The organism is Amycolatopsis umgeniensis (genome assembly GCF_014205155.1).
Taxonomy (GTDB): domain Bacteria; phylum Actinomycetota; class Actinomycetes; order Mycobacteriales; family Pseudonocardiaceae; genus Amycolatopsis; species Amycolatopsis umgeniensis.
On record NZ_JACHMX010000001.1, the window covers coordinates 7,992,980 to 8,015,821 of the forward strand.

The window sequence follows — 22,842 nt, forward strand, 5'->3', positions numbered from 1 at the left end:
TTGGGCTATGACCACACCCGATCTGGACTCTCTGCGCCTGCTCGTGCTCGTGGACGAGCTCGGCAGCATCGGGCAGGCCGCGGCCAGGCTCGGGATCGCTCAGCCGTCGGCCAGCAAACGACTGTCCACAGTCGAACGACGGCTCGGGCTGGTGCTGGTCGACCGCACGCGGCGGGGGTCCGCGCTCACCCCCGACGGCCGGGTCATCGCGGGCTGGGCGAATCGCGTGCTGTCCGAACTCGATGGTCTGCTCGACGGCGCCGAGGCGCTGCGCACCCAGCACGACGCGCAACTGCGGGTCGCCGCGAGCATGACGCTGGCCGAGTATCTGGTGCCGGGCTGGATCGGCGAGCTCAAACGCGGCGACCCCGGGCTGTACCTCGGCCTGGAGGTCACCAACTCCGATCAGGCCGCGGAACTGGCGCGGGAGGGCAAGGTCGACCTCGGGTTCGTCGAGTCACCCGGCTCGTTGCCCGGCCTTTCGTCGAGGCGGGTGGCCACCGATCGCCTGGTCCTCGTCGTACCGGGAAACCATCCGTGGGCCCGCAAGCGCCGGCCCGTGACCGCGGCCGAACTGGCGATCACACCGCTCGTGGTCCGCGAACCGGGTTCCGGGACCAGGGAGACCGTGGACACCGCGTTGCGCAAGGCCGGTGTCGGACCGGCGAAACCGTTGCTGGAACTGGGTTCCGCCTCCGCGGTCGGCAACGCCGTGATCGCGGGCGCCGGTCCGGCGGTGATCAGCGAACTCGCCATCGTCCGGGACGTGGCCGAAGGCAGGCTCGTCCCGGTCGCCGTCGAGGGTGTCGACTTCGGCCGGGAACTGCGGGCGGTGTGGCCCGCCGGGCGGCGGCTGGCCGGTCCGGCCGCCGCGCTGCTGGCCATCGCCGTCCGGAATGCGAAATCCCGCTGAGTCCATTCACGTTTCTCGGTGAGCGGTCCGTTAAGCGCGCGTGATACCGAAAGCCTCGCCGTGGTGATACCGACGATAGGGCGAAACGCCGTCAATTCCCCGGAATGGGGTGGACCACCATTTACGGTGGTACTGGCGAAAGTGGAATGGCGAACTCCGGGTAACAGGCCGGATGGCGTATCGGGCGTTGGGTCACCTGGTCGTTGACTGTTCTTCCCTGCCACTGCGGGAAAACCGAGCGTCGCCGATGTCGGCTTCGTATCCGGAACGCTAATTTTTCGCGACGATCCTCGCGTTTCGCAGGTCGGCGTTCCGCCATCCGGTTCCTGTGACCGGAAACCCTACTGTCGAGTATTGACGTGAAGCGCCGCCTGCGTTTAAGTACGCCCGGTAACCAAATCACTCTTCCGTGTGCTCGGAGGCTTCCTGTGGGTACGGCGGATCTGCTCATCGCGGTGCATCCCTTCGGTGTGCCTTCCGCTCGGTTCACCGCGGCGGCGACGCGAGCCGGGGCGCTCGGTGTCCTGGACCTGACCGGCGGAGGCCGGGCGGCCCGCGAAGAACTCGATCTGGCGGAGCACTGGCTCGGAACCGGCTTCGGCGTCCGCGTCGCGGGACCGGTGGAACTTCCCCAGGCGGTGCACACGGTCCTGCTCGCCGACGGCGCCCCACTGTCCACTGTGGACTTCGGTGACCGGCGGGTGCTCGCCGAAGTCACCAGCCGGGAAGAAGCCGCGCGAGCCGTCGCCGCCGGGGTGGACGGCCTCGTCGCCCGCGGGCACGAGGCGGGCGGCAGGATCGGCGAGCTCGGCACCTTCGTGTTCCTGCAGCAGTTGCTGGCCGATCCGGCGATCGGCGTCCCGGTCTGGGCGTACGGCGGGATCGGTTCGCATACGGCGGCCGCCGCGGTCGCCGGTGGCGCGGCCGGTGTGGTGCTCGACACGGCGTTCGCGCTGCTCCCGGAAGCGGAGCTCCCGTCGGACGTCACGATGGTCCTGGAAGGCCTCGACGGCTCCGAGACCATTGTGGACGCCCGCGTGCGCGGACTCCGCCGCCGTCCGGGGCTGGAGGTGGGGCAGGACGCGTTCCTGCCCCAGCGTTTCCGCGAGACCTGGGGAACCCTTCCGGCCGCGATCCGGGGCGTCCGCGCGTCGATCGCCGAAGGTCTCACCGCTTCCGGCGCCGCGCCGCCGCTCGCGCAGGGCCCGATGACCAGGGTCAGCGATCAGCCCGAATTCGCCGGAGCGGTCGCCGCCGGGGGAGGGCTGCCGTTCCTGGCGTTGGCGTTGTCCGGGCCTGAGCGGACTCGCGAGATGCTCGAGAAGACGAAGGCCGCGCTGGGTGCCGCGCCCTGGGGTGTCGGTGTCCTCGGGTTCGCCGACGAGGACGTCCGCGCCGCGCAACTCGACGTGATCCGCGAGATCCGGCCGAGTCACGCGATCATCGCCGGAGGCCGCCCGGCGCAGGCGAAGGCGCTGGAAGACGCCGGTATCTCGACCTTCCTGCACGTCCCGTCGCCGGGCCTGCTGCGCCAGTTCCTCGAAGCGGGGGCGCGCAAGTTCGTCTTCGAGGGCGCCGAATGCGGTGGGCACGTCGGCCCGAGGGCCAGTTTTCCGTTGTGGGAGGCCCAGATCGGTGTCCTTCTCGAATACGGCGGAGGTGACGTCGAGGTGTTCTTCGCGGGTGGAGTGCACGACGAGCGGTCGGCCGCGATGGTCACCGCGGCCGCGGCGCCGCTGACCAGGCTCGGCGCGACCGTCGGCCTGCTGATGGGCACGGCGTACCTGTTCACCGAAGAGGCCGTCCGCGCGGGCGCCGTCCTGCCGTTGTTCCAGCGCCAGGTCGTCGAAGCCACCCGCACCGATCTGCTGGAGACCGCGCCGGGGCACGCGACACGGTGTGTGCGTTCGGCCTTCACGACCGAATACGCGGAGCTCAAACGCGAGCTGAAGGACCAGGACGTGCCGGATCGCGAGGCCTGGGAGCGGCTGGAGAAGCTCAACGTCGGACGGCTTCGCTTGGCCAGCAAGGGAATCGAGCGGATCGGGGACACGCTCAGCCCGGTCGCCGAAGACCGGCAGCTCGCCGAAGGGATGTTCATGGCGGGCGACGTCGCCGTCCTGCGGTCCGAGGTCACCACGATCGCCCGGCTGCACGAGGCCGTGGGGCCGGGGGCACGGGCATTCCTCGAAGCCCGCGCGGCCGAGCTGCCGCACACCCGCCGCGACGAACCCGCCCCGGAACCGCTCGACGTCGCCATCGTGGGGATGGCGTGCGTGTTCCCGCAGGCCCGCGATCTCCCGTCGTTCTGGTCGAACATCCTCTCCGGACAGGACTCGGTCACCGAGGTCCCGCCCCAGCGCTGGGATCAGTCGCTCTACTACGCGCCCGGCGGCGACGGCGAGAAGACCCCGTCGCGCTGGGGCGGTTTCCTGCCGGAGATCCCGTTCGACCCGCTCGACCACGGCATCCCGCCCGCGTCGCTCGCGAGTATCGAACCCGTCCAGTTGCTGGCGCTGGAAGTGTCGCGACGGGCGCTCGCCGACGCCGGCTACGCGGAACGCCCTTTCGACAGATCCCGTACGTCGGTCGTCTTCGGCGCGGAGGCCGGGAGCGACCTGTCCAACGCGATGACCCTGCGGACCGTGCTGCCGTCCTACCTCGGCGAACTCCCGGCCGATCTCGACCGCCAGCTGCCGCGGCTGACCGAGGACTCGTTCCCCGGCGTGCTCGCCAACGTCATCGCGGGCCGGGTCGCGAACCGGCTCGACCTCGGCGGCGCGAACTACACCGTCGACGCGGCGTGCGCGTCTTCGCTGACCGCCGTCGACGTCGCCTGCAAGGAACTCGTCACCGGCACCAGCGACCTCGTCCTGTGCGGCGGTGCCGATCTGCACAACGGCATCAACGACTACCTGCTGTTCTCCTCGGTGCACGCGCTCTCCCCGTCCGGCCGCTCGGCCACCTTCGACAGCGGCGCCGACGGGATCGCGCTGGGCGAGGGCGTCGCCTGTGTCGTCCTGAAACGGCTGGCGGACGCCGAACGCGACGGAGACCGGGTCTACGCCGTCATCAAAGGCGTCGGCAGCGCCAGCGACGGCCGGGCGCTCGGGCTCACCGCGCCCCGGCCGGAGGGTCAGCACAACGCGCTGACCAGGGCCTACCGCAACGCCGGGATCTCGCCGTCGCGTGTCGGGCTGGTCGAGGCGCACGGCACCGGAACCGTCGTCGGCGACCGCACCGAACTCGCCACCCTCACCAAGGTCTTCACCGAAGCGGGCGCCGAATCCGGCCGGTGCGTCCTCGGTTCGGTGAAATCCCAGATCGGTCACACGAAATGCGCCGCCGGACTGGCCGGGCTGATCAAGGCGAGCCTCGCGCTGCGCACCGCTGTCAAACCGCCGACGCTGCACCTGGAGCGGCCGAATCCCGCGTGGGATCCGGAGACCAGCCCGTTCGCGTTCCACACCGAAGCCCGGCCGTGGTCCGAGGACGAGCGCATCGCCGGGGTGAGCGCCTTCGGCTTCGGCGGCACCAACTTCCACGTCGTCCTCACCTCCCACGAGGGCGCCGTCCCGCCCGCGAAGACCCTCGACGAGTGGCCCGCGGAACTCTTCCTGTTCGCGGGCAAGGACGACAAGGACGCCGAGGATCTGCTGGCCGCCACAGGACAGGGCTGGCACCTGCGTGACCTGGCGCTGGCCGCGTCCCGCCGGGCGGAGACCCGCGGCGGCCGGACGAGGTTCGCCGTTCTCGCGTCCACTGTGGACGAACTCGCCGCACTGCTGCGCCGGGCCATCGAGGGAGAGCGGGACGAGACCGCGGGGATCTTCGCCGCCGACGGCGCACCGGCGGGAGAGATCGCGTTCCTCTTCCCCGGGCAGGGCAGCCAGCGGCCGGGGATGTTCGCGGACCTGTTCGTCGCGTTCCCCGAACTGCGGCGCTACCTCGCGCGCACCGGGAACACCGTCGATGCCCTGTTCCCGCCCACCGCGTTCGACGAGGCCGGACGCGAGGCCCAGCTCGCGCGGCTGACCGACACCCGGGCCGCACAACCCGCGCTCGGGATCGTGGGCCTCGCCGCGCACCATCTGCTGGCCAACGCCGGGGTCCGGCCCTCGATGGTCGCGGGCCACAGTTACGGCGAACTGGTCGCGCTGGCCGCCGCGGGTGCGCTGAGCTCGGCTTCGTTGCTCGCGTGCAGCCAAGCGCGGGCGGCGGCGATCCTCGACGCGACCGGCGACGGCGACCCGGGAACGATGGCGGCCGTCGCCGCCGATGCCGTCGACGTCACCGAGAGCCTTGACGAGGCCGTTGTCATCGCCAACCGCAATTCGCCGGAGCAGACGGTGATCTCCGGGCCGACCGCCGCCGTCGGCATCGTGGCGGACCGGTTGCGGAGCCGCGGTTTCGGGGTGAAGACCCTCCCGGTCGCCTGCGCGTTCCACAGCCCGCTGGTCGCCTCGGCGGAGGCGGAGTTCGCCCGAGTCCTCGAGGCCGTCCCGGTCAACGAACCCGAGATCCCGGTGTGGGCCAACCGGACCGCCGGACCCTACCCGCCGGACCCGGACGGGATCCGCGCCGAACTGGCCGCGCAGATCGGCGCGCCGGTGCGGTTCGCCGACCAGATCGAAGCCATGTACCAGGCGGGCGCCAGGACGTTCGTCGAGGCGGGCCCCGGATCCGTCCTCACCCGGCTCGTCGGCGCCGTTCTCGACGGCCGTCCACATCGGACGGTCACCTTCGAGAGCGGCCGCCGCACCGGGATCCCCGGTTTCCTCGCCGCACTGGCCAGGCTGGCGGTCGCGGGCGTGGACGTCCGCACCGGCAGGCTGTTCACCGGGCGAGCTTGTACGGACGCGCTTTCCGCGCGGCCGCCGAAGAAGGCGGGCTGGACCGTCGACGGACAGCTCGTCCGCACCGCCGACGGTGAGATCCCGGCCACCGCCCTGCATCCAGCCCGACGAATCCCCACGGAGGCGATCGTGACATCCCGGCCCGGCACCGACGGCGGTGAGGCACTCGTTTCGGAGTTCCTCCGTACCAGCCGCGAGATGATCGCCGCGCAACGGGACGTCCTGCTCGGCTATTTCGGCACGGACCCCGGCGTCCGTCCACCCACGCCCGCCGCCCTCCCTGTTGTCGCCTCCCTGCCCGAGCCACTGCCCGAATCACTGCCCGAGCCGGTGCGTGCCGAACGTCCGGTGTTCGACGTCGTGGTCGAGGTGATCGGCGAGCGGACCGGCTATCCGGTCGACATGATCGAGCCCGATCTGGATCTGGAAGCCGATCTGAGCGTCGATTCGATCAAACGCGCCGAGATCGCCGGCGAGCTGGCGACCCGGCTGGGCCTCACCGGCGGCGATCCCGAGGAGCTGGCCAAGGCCAGGACCGCGGCCGCCCTCGCGGACCTGATCACCGGCGGCGGCACCGAAGCCGCGCCGTCCGCCGAGCGGGCCGATGCCGTCGTGGTGGCGCCGAAGCGCTATCTGATGCGGGAATTCGACCTCGCCGACGCCACCCCCGCCGACGAGGAACTCGCCGGACTCCGTTTCGCCGTCGTCGGCGAAGGCCAGGTCGCCGAGATGCTCGCCACCCGGCTCGCCGGATACGGCGCGGAAACCGAACTGGTCCAAGGTGTGCCGGAACACGGCGCCGACGGGGTCTTCCACCTCTCACCTTCCTTCCCCGATGATTTCCCGCTGTACCAAGCAGTCTTGGCAGGCGGACCGCGCTGGCTCATCGCGAACGGTCCCGTCGACGGCGCCCGGGGTTTCTTCCGCACGGTGGCGAAGGAGTACCCCGACACGGTCGCGCGCGTGGTCGAGCAGCACCCCGAATCCACCGTGGACGAACAGGTGGAGGCCCTCCTCGCGGAGTTGTCCGCCGGTGACTGGGAGCCGGTCGTCATCCGCCGCGACGGCGCGCGTCGCGGATTGCGGATGACCGAGGAACGCCTCGGCCTGCTCGGCAGTACGGGCGCCGGGCCGTCGGGCGACGGGACGGCCGAAGCCGAAGCGCTCGGCCTGGACCGGGATTCGGTCGTCCTCCTCGTCGGCGGGGCGAAGGGCATCACCGCCCGGCTGGCCACCACGCTGGCCTCGGCGTCGCGATGCCGCATCGAGCTGTTCGGCCGCACCGCCGTACCCATCGACGGCGAGGAACCGGACATCGCCACGGCGACGACGTCGGCGGAGCTGCGTGCGGCCCTGATCGGGAGCGGGCTGAGCAAACCGGCCGAGATCGAGCGGACCATCCGGATCATCGAGGCCGAACGGGAGGTCCGCGGCACCCTGCGCCGGATCAGCGGCCTCGGCAGCCCCGTGCGCTATCACTCGGTGGACATGCTGGACGCGGAGGCCGTGCACCGCGCGGTCAAGGAGATCCACGCCGAGCACGGCCGGATCGACGGCATCGTCTACGCGGCGGGCGTCATCGAGGACAAGCTGATCGCGGAGAAGGACCCGTCGTCGTTCAACCGCGTCTTCGCCACCAAAGTCGAAGGGGCGAGCACGCTGCTGGCGGCGGCCGGTGAACTGCCGGAGGCCCCGAAGTTCGCCGTCCTGTTCGGCAGTATCGCCGCGACGCTCGGCAACCGGGGGCAGTCCGACTACGCGGCCGCGAACGACGCGCTGGAGGCGCTCGGCCACCGGTGGTCCACTGTGTACGGACGCCGTGGGCTCACCGTCCACTGGGGACCGTGGGCACCGACCGGGGTCAACAACGGGATGGTCACGCCGGAACTGATGCGGGACTACGCCCGGCGCGGGATCGAACTGATCGACCCCGAAGAAGGCACGTTGAGCCTGTTGCGCGAGCTGGCGTGGGGCGACGAGGACCTCACGGCCGTCACGTTCACCGCGTCGGGGTGGTGACCGGTGGCCGAAACGCCCCCGATCGCGATCGTCGGGATGTCGGTGCTGTTCCCCGGAGCCCCCGATCTCGAGACCTACTGGCGCAACATCGTCGACGGCGTCGACGCGATCACCGAGGTCCCGGCCGACCGCTGGGATCCAGGCTTCTACCAGCCTGACGCGGAGCCGCGGGCGGACCGGATCTACTGCCGTCGCGGCGGTTTCGTCGGCGATCTGGCCGACGTGGACGTCACCGGCTTCGGCGTCATGCCGTCTTCGATCCCGGGCACCGAACCCGATCAGCTGATCGCGCTGCGGGTGGCCGCGCAGGCCATCGCCGACGCCGGCGGCGAGCACCGGCTGCCCGCGGACCGGCAGCGCACCGGGGTCATCCTCGGCCGAGGCGGCTACCTCACCCCCGGTCTGGTGCGGCTCGACCAGCGCGTGCGGACGGCCACCCAGGTCGTCCGCACCCTCGGCGAACTGATGCCCGAACTCGGCGGCGAGCGGCTGGAAGAACTCCGCCAGGCCTTCACCGACCGGCTCGGCCCCGAGGCCCCCGACGCGGCGATCGGGCTCGTGCCCAACCTCGCCGCCTCCCGGCTGGCGAACCGGCTCGACCTGCGCGGCCCCGCGTACACGGTGGACGCCGCCTGCGCTTCCTCGCTCGTCGCCGTCGACCACGCCGTACGCGAACTGGCGACCGGACGATGCGACGTGGTGCTGGCCGGTGGCGTGCACCATTGCCACGACGTCACCTTCTGGAGTGTGTTCTCCCAGCTCGGCGCGTTGTCGCGGAGCCAGCGGATCCGTCCGTTCCACCAGGACGCCGACGGGGTGCTGATCGGCGAGGGCACCGGGGTCGTCGTGCTGAAGCGGCTCGCGGACGCCGAAACCGACGGCGACCGGGTCTACGCCGTCGTCACCGGTACCGGCGTGGCCAGTGACGGCCGGACCGCCGGACTGGCCAATCCGGACAGCGCCGGGCAGGTCCGCGCGGTGCGGCAGGCCTGGACCGCCGCGGGGATCGACCCCACCTCGATCGGGCTGCTCGAAGCGCACGGGACCGCGACGCCCGCGGGCGACGCCGCCGAACTGGCGACGATCGCGGAGGTCTTCGGGCGGGCGGACGAGCCGACGGCGGTGCTCGGTTCGGTCAAGTCGATGATCGGGCACACCATGCCCGCGGCGGGCGTCGCCGGTCTGGTCAAGGCGGCGCTGGCCGTGTACCACGGGGTTCTCCCGCCGACACTGCACTGCGAGGAACCGCATCCGGCGCTGGCCGCGACCCGGTTCGAGACGCTCGGCACCGCGAAGGCCTGGCGGTCCGACGACCGGCGGCCGGTGCGGCGGGCCGGGGTCAACGCCTTCGGTTTCGGCGGGATCAACGCGCATGTCGTCCTGGAACAGGCCGCGACACGTCCGGCGGTCGAGGTCCGCGAGCCCGAACGCGTCCTGCGGCTGTCCGCGCCGACCATCGCCGAGATGGGCTGCCTGCTCGAGCGGGACGACCTGCTGAGCAGCGGAGACACCGGCCGCGGCCGGTTCCGGCTCGGCCTCGTCGACCCGACGCCCAAACGGCTCACCTTGGCCAGGAAGGTGGTCGCGAAGGGCAGACCCTGGCGCGGCCGCAACGACCTCTGGTTCGTTCCGCAGCCGCTGCTCGGCTCGGGCCGGGGCAAGATCGCGTTCGTCTTCCCCGGCCTGGAGAACGAATTCGAGGCCGACGCCGCCGACATCGCGCGCCATTTCGGGGTCCGCTGGGAGCCGCCGGACGTCACCGTCGGCGACGTCGGCAGGCACGGCAAGGGTGTGTTCCAGCTGGGCAGGCTGCTCGACACGGCGTTGCGCGGGCTGTGCGTGACCCCGGACGCGCTCGCCGGGCACAGCCTGGGGGAGTGGACCGCCATGGCCGTCGCCGGGATCCACGCCGACGATGAGGTCGACGCGTTCCTGGCGGGCTTCGAACCCGACGCGCTCAAGGTGCCGGGGCTGGCCTTCGCGGTGATCGGCGCGCCCGCCGCCGTGGTCCGGGAAGTCCTCAAAGGACAGTCCGAAGTGGTGCTTTCCCATGACAACGCCCCCAAACAGGCCATGATCTGTGGCCCTGCGGAAGCCGTCGAGGGCCTCGTGGCCGAATTCCGAGAGGGTGGTGTGATCTCCCAGATCCTGCCGTTCCGGTCCGGATTCCACACCCCGATGCTCGCGCCGTACCTCGGCCCGATCCGGGAGGCCGCCGAGCGCTACACTCTGCATCCGGCGAAACTCCCGGTCTGGTCGGCCACGACGGGGCGTCCCTATCCGGCGGCGGCCACGGAGGTACGGGAGCTGTTCGTCCGGCATCTGCTGGAGCCGGTGCGGTTCCGCGGTCTCATCGAGAACATGTACGCGGCCGGGTTCCGTGGGTTCGTGCAGACGGGCGCGGGACAGCTCGGCTCGCTGATCGGGAACATCCTGCACGACCGCGAACATCTCGTCGTCGCCGCGCATTCCGCGCACCGGCCCGGCCTTCCGCAGCTGCTGCGGGTGGCCACCGCCCTGTGGGCCGACGGTGCCGATCCGGCGTTCGAGCTCCTGCCCGGTCAAGGCGGCAAACGCGGCCGGGCGATCCGCCTCGACCTCGGCGGCGCGCTGGTTTCGCTCGACGAGAGCGTCCGGCGCGGCTTCCGCCCCGGTGCGGCCAAGACGTCCACTTTGGACCGGATCGGGGAACGAAACCCGCTGGCCGCCGAGTTCTCCGGGCTGCTGGCCGACACCGCCGGCCTGGCGGCCGAACTGTTCGCCGCCAGGTCGGCGCCCCGGCTCCGGCCGTTGCACACCGAACTCCGGGTCTCCGTCGAGACGATGCCTTATCTGCTCGACCACTGCTTCTTCAGACAGCCGCCGGGCGCGGATCCCGCCGACTCGTGGCCGGTCGTGCCCGCCACGACGGTGATCGGACATCTGATGGACTTCGCCGAACAGGCGGCGCTGGGCCGCCGCGCGGTCGAACTGGAGGACGTCCGGCTGAACCAATGGATCGCCGCGACACCCGCGCTGGACGTACCCGTGACCGTGGTGCCCCAAAGCCGGTCCCGGGTCGGCGTTTCCTTGGGCGAGTACTCCCGGGCCGTCGTCCGGCTGGACGAGGGATTTCCCGCCGACCCGCCCGCACCGTGGACGTTCCCCGCCGAGGACGAACGGACGCCGGACCTGCGTGCCGAGCAGCTCTACACCGAACGCTGGATGTTCCACGGCCCGAAGTTCCAGGGCGTCACGGACCTCGTCGCGGTGGGGGAGCGGCACGTGCGCGGAGTGCTGCGGACGCCCGAGGCACCGGGTGCGCTCCTGGACAACGCCGGTCAGCTGCTCGGGTACTGGGTCATGTCCCGGCTTCCCAGCCGCACCACGGTTTTCCCGGTGGGCATGCGGCGGATCCGGTTCTGGGGCGAGCATCCCGTGCCGGGGGAGTGGCTCGACTGCGTCGTCCGCGTCGTCTCGGTCACCGACACCGAACTCGAAGCGGACGTCCAGCTGATCCGCGGCGGCCGGGTCTGGGCGGAGGTCGAGGGCTGGCGCGATCGCCGGTTCGACAGCAATCCGGCGATCCGCGCGATGGACCGGCGGCCCGAACGCGCCACGCTGTCGGAGGACCAGCCGGGCGGCTGGGCGCTCGTCCGCGAGCAATGGCCGGATCTGGCGACGCGGGACCTGATCATGCGGAACGTGCTGGCCGGCGTGGAACGGCAGGACTACGCCTGCCAGCAGCCACGCGGCAAACGGGCGTGGCTGCTCGGGCGGATCGCGGCCAAGGACGCCGTGCGGCGGATGCTCTGGCGAGATGGCGAAGGTGACATCTTCCCCGCCGAACTCCGGATCGGGAACGATCCCTCGGGGGCGCCGATCGTGTCGGGCGCCTATGGACGCGAGTTGCCCGGGCTCACGGTTTCGATCGCCCATCGGGACGCGTTCGGTGTCGCCATCGCCCGCCCCGGACCGTGCGGGATCGACGTCAAGGCCGTGGAGAACCGCACGGAGAACACGGTCACCGCCGCTCTCGGCGAGGCGGAACGAGCACTGCTGCGTGAGCCGGAAGCCTTGTGGTTCACCAGGTTCTGGGCCGCGAAGGAGGCCGTCGCGAAACGGCTCCGCACCGGCCTGCGCGGTGACCCGCGTGCTTTCGCCGTCGTCGGCGCGGACGACGGGCGGCTCACCGTGGAGGTGGGCGGTGCCCGGTATCCGGTGTGGCACACCACGATCGCCACCCCGGCGAAGGACTACGTCGTGGCTTGGACGGAGAACGAAGATGACCACTGAAACCGTGTCGCCCGAGACGGTCTTGGCCGACCTCACCGTGATGCTGCGCGAACTGCTCGAGGAGTACGGGCTGGACGACGCGGAGATCGGGCGGGACACGAAGTTCCACGACGACCTCGAACTGGAGAGCATCGACCTCGTCACGCTGTCCGGCGTGCTGCGGGACCACTACGGCGACGAGGTCAACTTCGCCGAGTTCATCGCGGAACGCGAACTGGACGAGATCATCGCGCTGACCGTCGGCGAACTGGTCGACCACGTCGTCGATTCCCTGGCCGGGAAGGCCTGAGCATGGCCAAGATCCGGGTGGGCGCGCTCGACGTCCATGTCCAGCGTCTCGGGCCCTCGGACGGTGACGCGCCGATCGTGGTGTTCGTCCACGGCCTCCTCACCGACAGCCTGGCGAGCTACTACTTCACCCTGGGACCCGCCTTCGCGGCGCAAGGCATAGACGTCGTCATGTACGACCTTCGCGGGCACGGGCGCACGACGCGGCCCGCCACCGGCTACCGGCTGGAGGAGTTCGTCACCGATCTCGACGGCCTGCTCACCACGCTCGGGATCGACCGGCCGGTCCACGTGGTCGGGAACTCGTTCGGCGGATCGGTCGCCTTCGGTTTCGCGGCCGGGCGTCCCGAACGCGTCGCCAGCGTCACCGCCATCGAGGCGGAGCCGCCGGTGCGAGCCTGGATCGGGCATATGGCCGAGGGGCTCGCCGACGCCGAGAACCGGCTGGCGCACGACGAAGTGATCGGCTGGATCGCCGAGAACCACGGCGCGCACACCGCGCGGCTGTCGAAATCGGCGTACAAGATCCTGGCGGCGACGACCTTGGCCGAAGACATCCCGCGCAGCCGGGTCATCGGCGACGACCTCGCGGCGGTGCGGTGCCCGGTGTTCGCGCTGTTCGGCGATCTGTCCGGGCTTGCGGCGCAGGTCCCGGACCTGGAGGCGAACCTCGCCCGCTGTCGCACGGTCGTGCTGCCCGACCAGGGGCATTCGGTGCTGGTCGAGCGCACCGACGAGACGTCGGAACTGATCCTGGGCTGGGTCCGCGAACACTCGCGCGAAACGGTGGCCTAGGTGGGCAGATTCCTCTTCGTCACCCCGCCGCTGACCGGGCACGTCAACCCGGCGGTGGGAGTCGCGGCGGCCCTGACCGCGCGCGGGCACCAGATCGCCTGGGCGGGGCAGCCGGAGATCATCCGGCGGCTCGCGGGCGACGGCGCCCGGGTGTTCCCGTGCGCCGTCCCGCGAGGCCTGCCCGAACGCGACGCGGGCCTCAAGGGACCGGCGGCGTTCCGGTTCCTGTGGGAGGAGTTCCTGATCCCGCTGGCCGAGGCGATGGCGCCCGGCGTCCGCACCGCGATCGGCCGGTTCCGCCCGCAGGTGGTGGTCGCCGACCAGCAGGCCATCGCCGGCGGTCTCGTCGCCGACGGGCTCGGCCTGCCGTGGGTCACCTCCGCGACGACGTCCGCGGAACTCGTCGACCCCCTCGCCGGGATGCCGAAGGTGGCGGCTTGGGTCGACGACCTCCTCGGCGATCTGCGGACTCGGATCGACGGCGGCCCCGCCGACCCCCGGATGTCCCCGCACGGCGTGCTCGCGTTCACCACCCGGGAACTGCTCGGCGCGGCCGCGCTGCCGAAACGGGTCCGGCTGGTCGGCCCGTCGATCGGCGGGCGCGCGCCCACCGGCGACTTCCCGTGGGACCGGCTCGACCCGGCGGTGCCGACGGTGTTCGTCACCCTCGGGACCGCGAACGCCGACGCCGCGGGGAAGTTCCTCGAGGCGGCGGCGCGGGGGCTGGCGGCGATCGCCGGGATCCGGACCGTGATCGCCGATCCCGGCGGTGCCGTGGGACCGGTGGGGGACAAGGTGCTCGTGATGCCGCAGGTGCCCCAGATGGCGCTGCTGGCGCGCGTGGACGCCGTCGTCTGCCACGGCGGGCACAACACCGTCTGCGAAAGCCTGTGGCACGGCGTCCCGCTGGTGGTCGCGCCGATCCGGGACGACCAGCCGATCGTCGCCGGACAGGTGGTCGACGCGGGCGCCGGCGTCCGGCTGCGGTTCGGCCGCGTGAAACCCGAACGGATCGCGTCCGCCGTGACCAGGGTGCTGGACGATCCGGCGTATCGCTCGGCCGCCGAAAAGGTGGGCGCCTCGTTCCGGGAAGCGGGCGGCGCCGCGACGGCCGCCGATCACCTGGAGGCTCTGCTGGGCGGCTGAAGGGGACTTTCCCCTCATCGCACGCGGTGAAGGGCGCTTTCATCACATCAGACGCGGGGATGGTCCCCTTCAGCCTCTTGAAAAGCCCGCGTGTAGGGACTCTCCTGGAGGGGTACCAGCTTTCAGAAGGTGTGTCGTCGTGCTGGGAGTCGCCGTGACCACAGTGAAGACATCGCCCCGACCGGAGGTCATCCGCTTCGGCGGGCGGCCTCACGCCCCCAAAGGCTCTGTATTCCTCAACGTCGTCCGCACCACCGACCACAAGACGATCGGCCTGCTCTATCTCGGCACCTCGATGCTCTTCTTCCTCGCCGGTGGATTCATGGCGTTGCTGATGCGCGGCGAACTCGGCAGGCCGGGACTGCAGTTCCTTTCCCAGGAGCAGTACAACCAGCTGTTCACCATGCACGGCACGATCATGCTGCTGCTGTACGCGACACCGAACTTGTTCGCCTTCGCCAACTACATCCTCCCGTTGCAGATCGGTTCGCCCGACGTCGCTTTCCCCCGGCTGAACGCGTTCTCGTACTGGCTGTACCTCTTCGGCGGCACGATGACGCTCGCCTCGTTCGTCACGCCGGGCGGCGCCCCCGACTTCGGCTGGACGGCGTACACCCCGCTTTCGGCCGCAGCGCACGCGCCGGGAGTGGGCGCCGATCTGTGGATCATGGGGCTGATCGTGTCCGGGCTGGGGACGATCCTCGGCGCGGTCAACATGATCACGACGATCCTCTGCCTGCGCGGGCCCGGGATGACCATGTGGCGAATGCCGTTGTTCACCTGGAACATCCTCTTCACCACGATCCTGATCCTCATCGCCTTCCCGATCCTCACCGCCGCGCTGTTCGCGCTGGAAGCCGACAGACGGCTGGGCGCGCACGTCTTCGACCCGGCCAACGGCGGGGTGATCCTGTGGCAGCACCTGTTCTGGTTCTTCGGTCATCCCGAGGTCTACATCGTCGCGTTGCCGTATTTCGGCATCGTGACCGAGATCGTGCCGGTGTTCAGCCGGAAACCGTTGTTCGGCTACCGGACCATGGTGTTCGCGACGATCGCGATCACCGCGTTGTCGATCGCGGTCTGGGCGCATCACATGTTCGCCACCGGCGCCGTCCTGCTGCCGTTCTTCTCGGTCATGACTTTCCTCATCGCGGTGCCGACCGGGATCAAGTTCTTCAACTGGATCGGCACGATGTGGAAGGGACAGCTGACCTTCGAGTCGCCGATGCTGTGGTCGGTCGGGTTCATGGTGACGTTCCTGCTCGGCGGGCTGACCGGGATCATCCTCGCCTCCCCGCCGCTGGACTTCCATGTGCACGACAGCTATTTCGTGGTCGCGCATTTCCACTACGTGCTGTTCGGCACGATCGTGTTCGCCACCTTCGCCGGGATCTACTTCTGGTTCCCCAAGATGACCGGCCGGATGCTCGACGAGCGGCTCGCGAAATGGCACTTCTGGACCACGTTCCTCGGCTTCCACACCACTTTCCTCGTCCAGCACTGGCTCGGTGACGAAGGTATGCCGCGCCGCTACGCCGACTACCTCACCTCGGACGGATTCACCACGCTCAACACGATTTCCACGATCGGTGCGTTCCTGCTGGGTGCTTCGGTGCTGCCGTTCCTCTGGAACGTCGTTCGCAGCTACCGGTTCGGGGAGGTGGTCGAAGTCGACGACCCGTGGGGACACGGGAACTCCCTGGAATGGGCGACGACCTGTCCGCCTCCCCGGCACAACTTCCTCGATCTGCCGAGAATCCGGTCCGAACGGCCGGCGTTCGAACTCCACTACCCCCACATGGTCCCGCGGCTGCGCGCCGAGGGGCACTCGAGCCGACCGAAGGAATGAGGTACCGCGCATGATCCCGATGGACGTCGAGGGGATGGCAGTGCTGGCTCCGGAAGCGGCACCGGTGATGTTGCTGCGGGAGCGGGAGGGCGAACGCCGCTGGCTGGCGATCACGATCGGCGGCCCCGAGGCGAGCGCGGTGGCGCTCGCGCAGGAGAAGATCCGGCTGCCCCGCCCCGGCACGATAGAACTGATCGGCCAGGTGGTCGAGTCCTTCGGGCACCGGGTCACCGGGGTCGAGGTCACCGCGCTGCGCGACGGCATCTTCTTCGCCGACCTGGTACTCGATTCCGGCATCCGCGTCTCGGCCCGGCCGAGCGACGCGGTCGCGATCGGCTTGCGCGCCGGGGTGGTGATCAAGGTGGCGGACTCGGTACTGGAAGTCGCTTCGGTGCGGGTCGAGATCGTCGGGTCCGGGCCCGACGCGGAACTGCCGTCGGTGCCGTCGGATCCGGTCGCGCAGGAACGGGAGGTGGAGGAGTTCCGGGCCGCGCTGGACAAGATCGTGCCCGAGGACTTCGGGGACCTGCCGCCCGAACCGCCCTCCGGCCCGCCGAAGTAGTGAAGGCCCCCTTCACCACCCTGAGGGTAGGGAAGGAGGCCTTCACGGACCTTCGGCAGGTTACTGCTTCGCGAGACCCCGCTCGATCGCCTCGATGATGCGCGGCCGCATCTCGGCCGCGCTGATGATCGCGTCCACCGAACCGACCTTCACCGCGCGCTCGATGCTGTGCACACCGTCGAACTCGGACGCGACCGCGCCCAGCTTCTCGGCCCGCACCGACGACCGGACCTCGGCCAGCTCCGCGGCCAGCGCGGCCCGTTCGGCACCGGTCGCCCCGCTGAGCTTCTCCGACAGCGACCGCACCCGCTGATCCGCCGCGGTCCGCGCGTTGACCTCACCGGCGAACACGACCGCCGCGGCGGGCGCGCCGCCGAGCACCGAAGCGAACGAGCCTTCCAGCGCCAGCACCGTCATGTTCGGGTTCAGGGCCTTCGAGAAGACCACGAACGCGCCGCCGTGATACCGCGAGATCACCGTGAACACGATCGGGCCCTCGAAGTTGACGATCGCCCGGCCGATCTCCGCGCCGTACTCCAGCTGCAGCTTCCGCATCGACTCCGGCGAACCGTCGAAGCCGGACAGGTTCGCCAGCACCACCAGCGGCCGGTTGCCGCTGGCCGCGTTGATCGCCCGTGCGGCCTTCTTCGACGAACGCGGGAACAGCGTGCCCGCGGTGTAGGTGTCCGGGCCGTCGGTGGGAGGGAACCCGCGGCGGGGCACCGAACGCGACTCGATGCCGAGCAGGCACACCGGACGCCCGCCGAGGTGCACGTCCTGGACGGCCGCGGTCTCCGCGTCGGCCATGCCCGGCCAGCGCTCCAGCACCGGGTGGTCCTGGTCGGACAGCGCGCGCATCACGGTGCGGATGTCGAACGGCTTTTTGCGGTCCGGGTTGGCTTCCCGCGAGAAGATTTGGCCGACCGTGGTGAAGTCGCTGTCGACGGCCGCGTGCGGGAACGGCGAGACGTCCCTGTCGATCGGGTCGTTCGTGACCGCCTTGCGCGGGCCGGTCTCGTCCGGCGCCACGTAAGTGTGGTCGTAGTGCGACATCAGCACGTCGCGGGCCGCGGCGAGGTTCGGCGCCCAGTACTGCGCCTGCCCGTTCGGGCCCATGACCCGGTCGTAGCCGCCGATGCCGAAGTTGTCCTCGGCCGAGACGCCACCGGAGAAGTCGAGTGACTGCTTGCCGGTCAGCACCATCGCGGAATCCGGCGTCATCACCAGGATTCCCTTGGTGTGCATGAGCATCGTCGCTTCGGCGTTCCAGTACGGCTGGGCGCCGACGTTGATCCCGGCCACGACGATGTTGATCTCGCCGCCGTCCTGGGTGAAGTGCACGATCCGCTTGAGCGCGGCCGCGACCCAGTCCATGTTCTCGGTACCGGACTCCATCGAGATCCGGGCGCCCGCCGAGAGCGCGTACCACTCCAGCGGGACCCGCAGCCGCTCGGCGAGGTCCAGTGCCGCGATCACCCGCGAGCACTCCGGCTCCGAAAGCGCGCCGAGAGCCTTCGTCGGGTCTCCCAGCAGCACGACGCGTTTGACGCCCTCCGGGTGACGCTCGGTCGGCGTGGTCACCACACCGGCGACGATCGCCGCCGTGTTGCGCCCCTTCTTCCGGTCGACCGGGACGAGCGTGTTGCTGTCATCCATGTCGTACTCGGTGAACGAACCGAGCATCTTGGTCAGCTCGTACGGGTACACCGTGTCGCGACGGCGGGCCCGCAGGACGTTCTGGTGGTAGTCGTCGAGCGGGAGGATCGGCTCGGTCGTGGGCTCGGACAGCGACATCTGCACGCCGCCGCTGACGTCGTAGCCAATCCGCACGGCGACCTCGGCTACGTCACCGGTCACTCGGTCGCGCTGCCTGCCGAGGAACTGGACCTCTTCGAGACCCGCGCCCGCCGTCGACGGCTGCACGCGCTGCGCGACCGTGTTCAGCTCCTCGCCGGTGAGTTCACTGGTCGGCCACACGTACAGCATGATCCGGTTGGTGTCGAAGCGCTTCTTCGGCGGAAGCTTCGCCTGTACTTCGCGGATCGCGTCGAGGCAGCCCGCGAGCGTGCCCTCGACCGCGGGCAGGGCCAGCAGTTTGCCGTCGTTGTCCCGCAACGGGGTCAGGTCACGGACCTGGGCGAGCGCGACCAGCCGCTGGTCCGACGGGTTCATCGGCGCGACACACTTGAACAGGTAGACGTCCTCGTCGCCGGACGGCAGCCGCGTCAGGTCGAAGTTCGCCAGCCGCTGCAACTGCATCCGCTGGGCGATCAGCGGGTGGAGACCGCGGATCAGCCGCTCCTCGCTGAAGCCTGTCGAGGACGGGCGGAAGGTGAAGTGGTGGTGCATCACCGCGCCGCTGTGCCCGGCGACCGTGGTGGTGATGCGCCGGATCCGGCTCGGCAGCGACTCGGCCGTGAGGACCTCACGCAGCCCTGCCGCCATCACGTCGTCGTCGGCCGACTCGTCGTCCCAGGTCAGATAGAGATCGGCCTCGACATCGCTGTCGGCGGGCAGCCCGGCGGCGAGATCGGCGACAGCCTTGATCGCCCCGGGCAGCCCGGCGCGGTCGACGGCGGTGGTGGCCATGTGGAACCGCTCGTCCTCGTCGGTGTAGTCACCGGTGACGAAGGTGCAGCCGCCGACGGTGACCTGGCCGACGCCGGTGAGCGCGCGGTTGCCGTAGTAGCGGCGGCTCAGTACTTCGAGCAGCGGGGTGTGATCGGTGCCGGGACGACCGATCCGCTGTCCGAGCAGGCGCACCAGCGGTTGCGCGCTGGCCAGCATGCTCGCGATCCGCTCGGCGCGGTCCGGCGAATCCGGGTGCCTGTCGAGGTGGCGCAGATGCTTGCGGACCTCGCTGTAGACCTCGGCGCGGGTGCGGCGGAGCAGCGGCTGGGCGAACCAGCGGAACACCACGCTGCGCGCGAGGTCGCTGACCACCGGGAAGCGGAGCTGGGTCGCGGCGATGAGCTGTTCCAGCGCCTTGCCCGCCGGTTCGCGCATCGACTCGAACGGCTGCGCCTCGGTGAGCCACTGCCGCAGCAGCGCGGTGACGATCGCGACGTCGGAAGCGGTCCGCTGCTGGGCGAGGAAGATACGGAAAACCGCCTCCTCCAGCTCCGGCGTCCGCTCCAGATCGTCGATGCCGTAGTGCGCCAGTACCTTCTTGAGCTTGTTCTGGAACGACTCCGACAGTCCGGCGCGTTCCACGTCGAGGCTCTGCAGGTACGTGTGGAAGAACTCGCGGGCGCTGTGCACCCGGGTGTCCGTCTTGGCCTCTTCGCGCGCCGGCTTGTTGCGGATCAGCTCGGAGAGGTCGGCGAACACGGTCAGCAGTTCGACCTCACCCTCCAACGGGCGGTCGCCGTTGGCCTCCACCTCGTCGCGGGCGGCCAGATAGGCGCTGAGTGTGCGGCGCTCGTCGTGCGGGTCGACGTCGAAGCCGAGCAGGAGGCTGCGCAGATCCTGCTGCCCCCGCGTGATCCTCTGCGTCGCCGACGCGCCGTCCGGTTCGACGGGCAGCTCGATCTCGACGCTGCCGGTGTCCTCGGCGGCCTCTTCGTCTCCGTCGGCCAGTGGCTCGAGCCGCAGCAGGGGAGCGCCGGTCTCGACCTGGCTGCCGACCGAGACGACGCACTCACGCAGCTTCGCGCGGAACGGCGCGCGAAGCACCGTCTCCATCTTCATGCTCTCCAACACCAGCACGGGTGCGCCCGCCTCGACCTCCGCGCCGACCTCGAGCGGCGTCGCGACGACGAGCGCGGGCGCGGGGGAGCGGACGACGCCGCCCTCGTCGCGGCTGATGCGGTGGGTGACGCCGTCGACCTCGACCAGGTGGATCGGCCCGTGCGTGCCGGTGACCAGGCGGAACCGGGTGCCGTTGACGGTGATCTGGCCGGTGTGCTCGTCGAACCGGTCGACCTCGACGTCGGCGGGGTGGATGTCTCCGCCCGCGGAGACGCCGACGCGGAACCTGCGGTGTCCGATCCTGGCCACGCTCACGCGGTACGCGGCGCCGCGTAGCTTGAGGTCGAGCGGACGGCCGCTCTCGTGCTGCACCTGCGGGCGGCCACCGTGCGCGGTGGAGAGAAGCCGCTGGCGCTCAACGGCTTCCTCGTCCTCGTAGGCCTCGATCGCGGCGGCCGCGAGCGCGATCGCCGAATGACGGTGGGTGACCAGCTTGCCTTCGCCGCGGACCCGGTCGATCCAGCCGGTGTCGGCGCTGCCGTCGATCACCTCGGGCTGGTCGAGCAGGTCGAGGACGAAACTCTTGTTGGTCGCGCCGCCTTCGATGATGACCGTGGTCTGCGCCATCGCGCGGCGCAGACGGCCGAGCGCCTCGTCGCGGTCGCGGCCGTAGGCGATGATCTTCGCGATCATCGAGTCGAAGTCGGCCGGGATCGTGTCGCCCTCGCTGACCCCGGTGTCGACACGGATGCCGGGTCCGGAGGGCAGGTCCAGACGCGCGATGCGGCCGGGCGACGGCGCGAAGTCGCGATCCGGGTCCTCGGCGTTGAGCCGCGCCTCGACGGCGTGACCGAACTCGGCGGGCTGGGGGCCTTCGAGTTTGCCGCCGGAAGCGACGTGCAGCTGGGCCTTGACCAGGTCCATGCCGGTGGTCAGCTCGGTGATCGGGTGTTCGACCTGCAGGCGGGTGTTGACCTCGAGGAAGGCGAACAGCTTGTCGCCGGGGTGATAGAGGAACTCGACCGTGCCGGCGCCGCGATAGTCGACCGCGAGCGCGAGCCGCTCGGCGGACCGCTTGAGCTCGTCGGCCTGCTCGGGGCTCAGCACCGGGGAAGCGGACTCCTCGATGATCTTCTGGTTGCGGCGCTGCACCGAACAGTCGCGGACGCCGAGCGCCCACGCGGTGCCCTGGCCGTCGGCGATGACCTGGACCTCGACGTGCCGGGCGCCGGTGACCAGGCGCTCCAGGAACACGACGCCGCTGCCGAAGGCCCGCTCGGCCTCCAGACTGGTGCGCTCGTAGGCGTCCTCGAGTTCGTCGGCGGAGGTGATGACGCGGATACCGCGGCCGCCACCGCCGGCGGTCGCCTTGAGCATCAGCGGATAGCCGATCTCCTCGGCCGCCTTGATGGCCGCGTCGAGGTCCGCGACGGCGCCGCGGCTCCACGGCGCCACCGGCACGCCGACCTCTTCGGCGATCAGTTTCGCGCCGATCTTGTCGCCGAGCTGGCGCATCGCGTCCGCGCTCGGGCCGATGAAGGTGACACCCAGCCGCTCACACAGCTCGGCGAAGGCCGGATCCTCGGCCACGAAGCCCCAACCGACCCAGGCCGCGTCGGCCCCGGTCTCGGTCAGCGCCCGCTCCAGCACGGCGAAGTCCAGATAGGGACGCGCCGACGCGGGCCCCAGGTTGTGGCTGAGGTCGGCTTCCCGCACGAACGTCGCCGACCGGTCCGCATCCGTGTAGAGAGCGACGGTCTCGATCCGCTGTCCGGTCTCCGCCGAAAGCTCGCGGACGGCGTGGATGAGCCGCATCGCGGCTTCTCCGCGGTTGACGATGGCGACACGACTGAACACCGACTGAGCCTCCCAAGTACGCAGCACAACAGGTGACATCCCGTGCGGGACAGTCCCCTCTACCTGTCATACAGCCTGCCTCTTACCGGCCGGTACGAGAATGTCGTCGGTGACGCATGCCGAGGGCCGGGTCTTGTAGGAACCCGCCAAAAAGTGTCCTGGAACACCTAGTCGAGGGGGTGAATGACGTCATGAAGTGGACAATCGAGGGCTGAGGTGCGCGGCCGGGTTCGCGAGGTGTCACCAGGTGTTCACGCCGGTTTCATCGGGGTCGGAGGGGTGGCGAGCGCTGTCACTGGTTGTCGTGACCGGTGGGCGGGGCTCCTGAGCGTCGGCGGCTGTCGGGTCTCTCTGGTGGTTCTTACGCGAAGGAGGGGTGGCCGTTCTCCGGCAGCGGTGGGGGCGGTGCCGGTTCGTTGGCGGGGGCCGGTCGCGATGGGGATCTGCTCGGGGCTGGAGGCGTGGTCGTTTTGCGGCGACGGCTCTGAGGGGCGGTGGCACTACGCGGTCTTGCGGTGAAGGCAGCTGTTGTGTGGGTGTTTGGTTGCGGGGGGAGGGGTGGCCGTTTTCCGGAAACGGGCCGGGGGCGGGC

Annotated in this window: 9 protein-coding genes; 8 read left to right on the top strand and 1 reads right to left on the bottom strand. The window is 70.4% G+C overall.

Annotated elements, in window-relative coordinates; all coding sequences use genetic code 11:
- Positions 1–7 precede the first annotated feature (7 nt).
- The 8 genes from HDA45_RS36945 to HDA45_RS36980 all read left to right on the top strand — a co-directional run bounded on the left by HDA45_RS36945 (position 8) and on the right by HDA45_RS36980 (position 16,703).
- Positions 8–913 carry a LysR family transcriptional regulator gene (locus HDA45_RS36945; RefSeq protein ID WP_184903338.1) on the top strand — a complete coding sequence of 302 codons (906 nt, stop codon included), beginning with the start codon at positions 8–10 and terminating at the stop codon, positions 911–913.
- A gap of 428 nt (positions 914–1,341) precedes the next feature.
- The gene (locus HDA45_RS36950; RefSeq protein ID WP_184903340.1) at positions 1,342–7,788 is read left to right on the top strand and encodes a type I polyketide synthase; all 6,447 of its coding nucleotides are present in this window, start codon (positions 1,342–1,344) and stop codon (positions 7,786–7,788) included.
- Between the two features lie 36 nt (positions 7,789–7,824).
- The gene (locus HDA45_RS36955) at positions 7,825–12,063 is read left to right on the top strand and encodes a beta-ketoacyl synthase N-terminal-like domain-containing protein (RefSeq protein WP_221472899.1); all 4,239 of its coding nucleotides are present in this window, start codon (positions 7,825–7,827) and stop codon (positions 12,061–12,063) included.
- Entirely contained in the window at positions 12,053–12,352 is a 300-nt protein-coding gene (locus HDA45_RS36960; protein WP_184903344.1) for an acyl carrier protein, read from the top strand. Before HDA45_RS36955 ends, HDA45_RS36960 begins: the two co-directional genes overlap by 11 nt.
- Before the next feature lie 2 nt (positions 12,353–12,354).
- A complete protein-coding gene (locus HDA45_RS36965; protein ID WP_184903346.1) occupies positions 12,355–13,146 on the top strand; it encodes an alpha/beta fold hydrolase in 792 nt (263 codons plus the stop codon).
- Positions 13,147–14,292, top strand: coding sequence for a nucleotide disphospho-sugar-binding domain-containing protein (locus HDA45_RS36970; protein ID WP_184903348.1), 1,146 nt, complete (start codon positions 13,147–13,149; stop codon positions 14,290–14,292).
- 154 nt (positions 14,293–14,446) lie between these two features.
- Positions 14,447–16,141 carry an aa3-type cytochrome oxidase subunit I gene (ctaD, locus tag HDA45_RS36975; RefSeq protein ID WP_378317212.1) on the top strand — a complete coding sequence of 565 codons (1,695 nt, stop codon included), beginning with the start codon at positions 14,447–14,449 and terminating at the stop codon, positions 16,139–16,141.
- A gap of 10 nt (positions 16,142–16,151) precedes the next feature.
- On the top strand, positions 16,152–16,703 hold the full coding sequence (locus HDA45_RS36980) for a bifunctional nuclease family protein (protein ID WP_184903350.1): 552 nt from the start codon (positions 16,152–16,154) through the stop codon (positions 16,701–16,703).
- Between the two features lie 60 nt (positions 16,704–16,763).
- Here the strand turns inward: HDA45_RS36980 and HDA45_RS36985 are convergent, their stop codons facing one another.
- Complete coding sequence (locus HDA45_RS36985; RefSeq protein ID WP_184903352.1) at positions 16,764–22,250, bottom strand: ATP-binding protein; 5,487 nt, start codon at positions 22,248–22,250, stop codon at positions 16,764–16,766.
- Between the last annotated feature and the right edge of the window lie 592 nt (positions 22,251–22,842).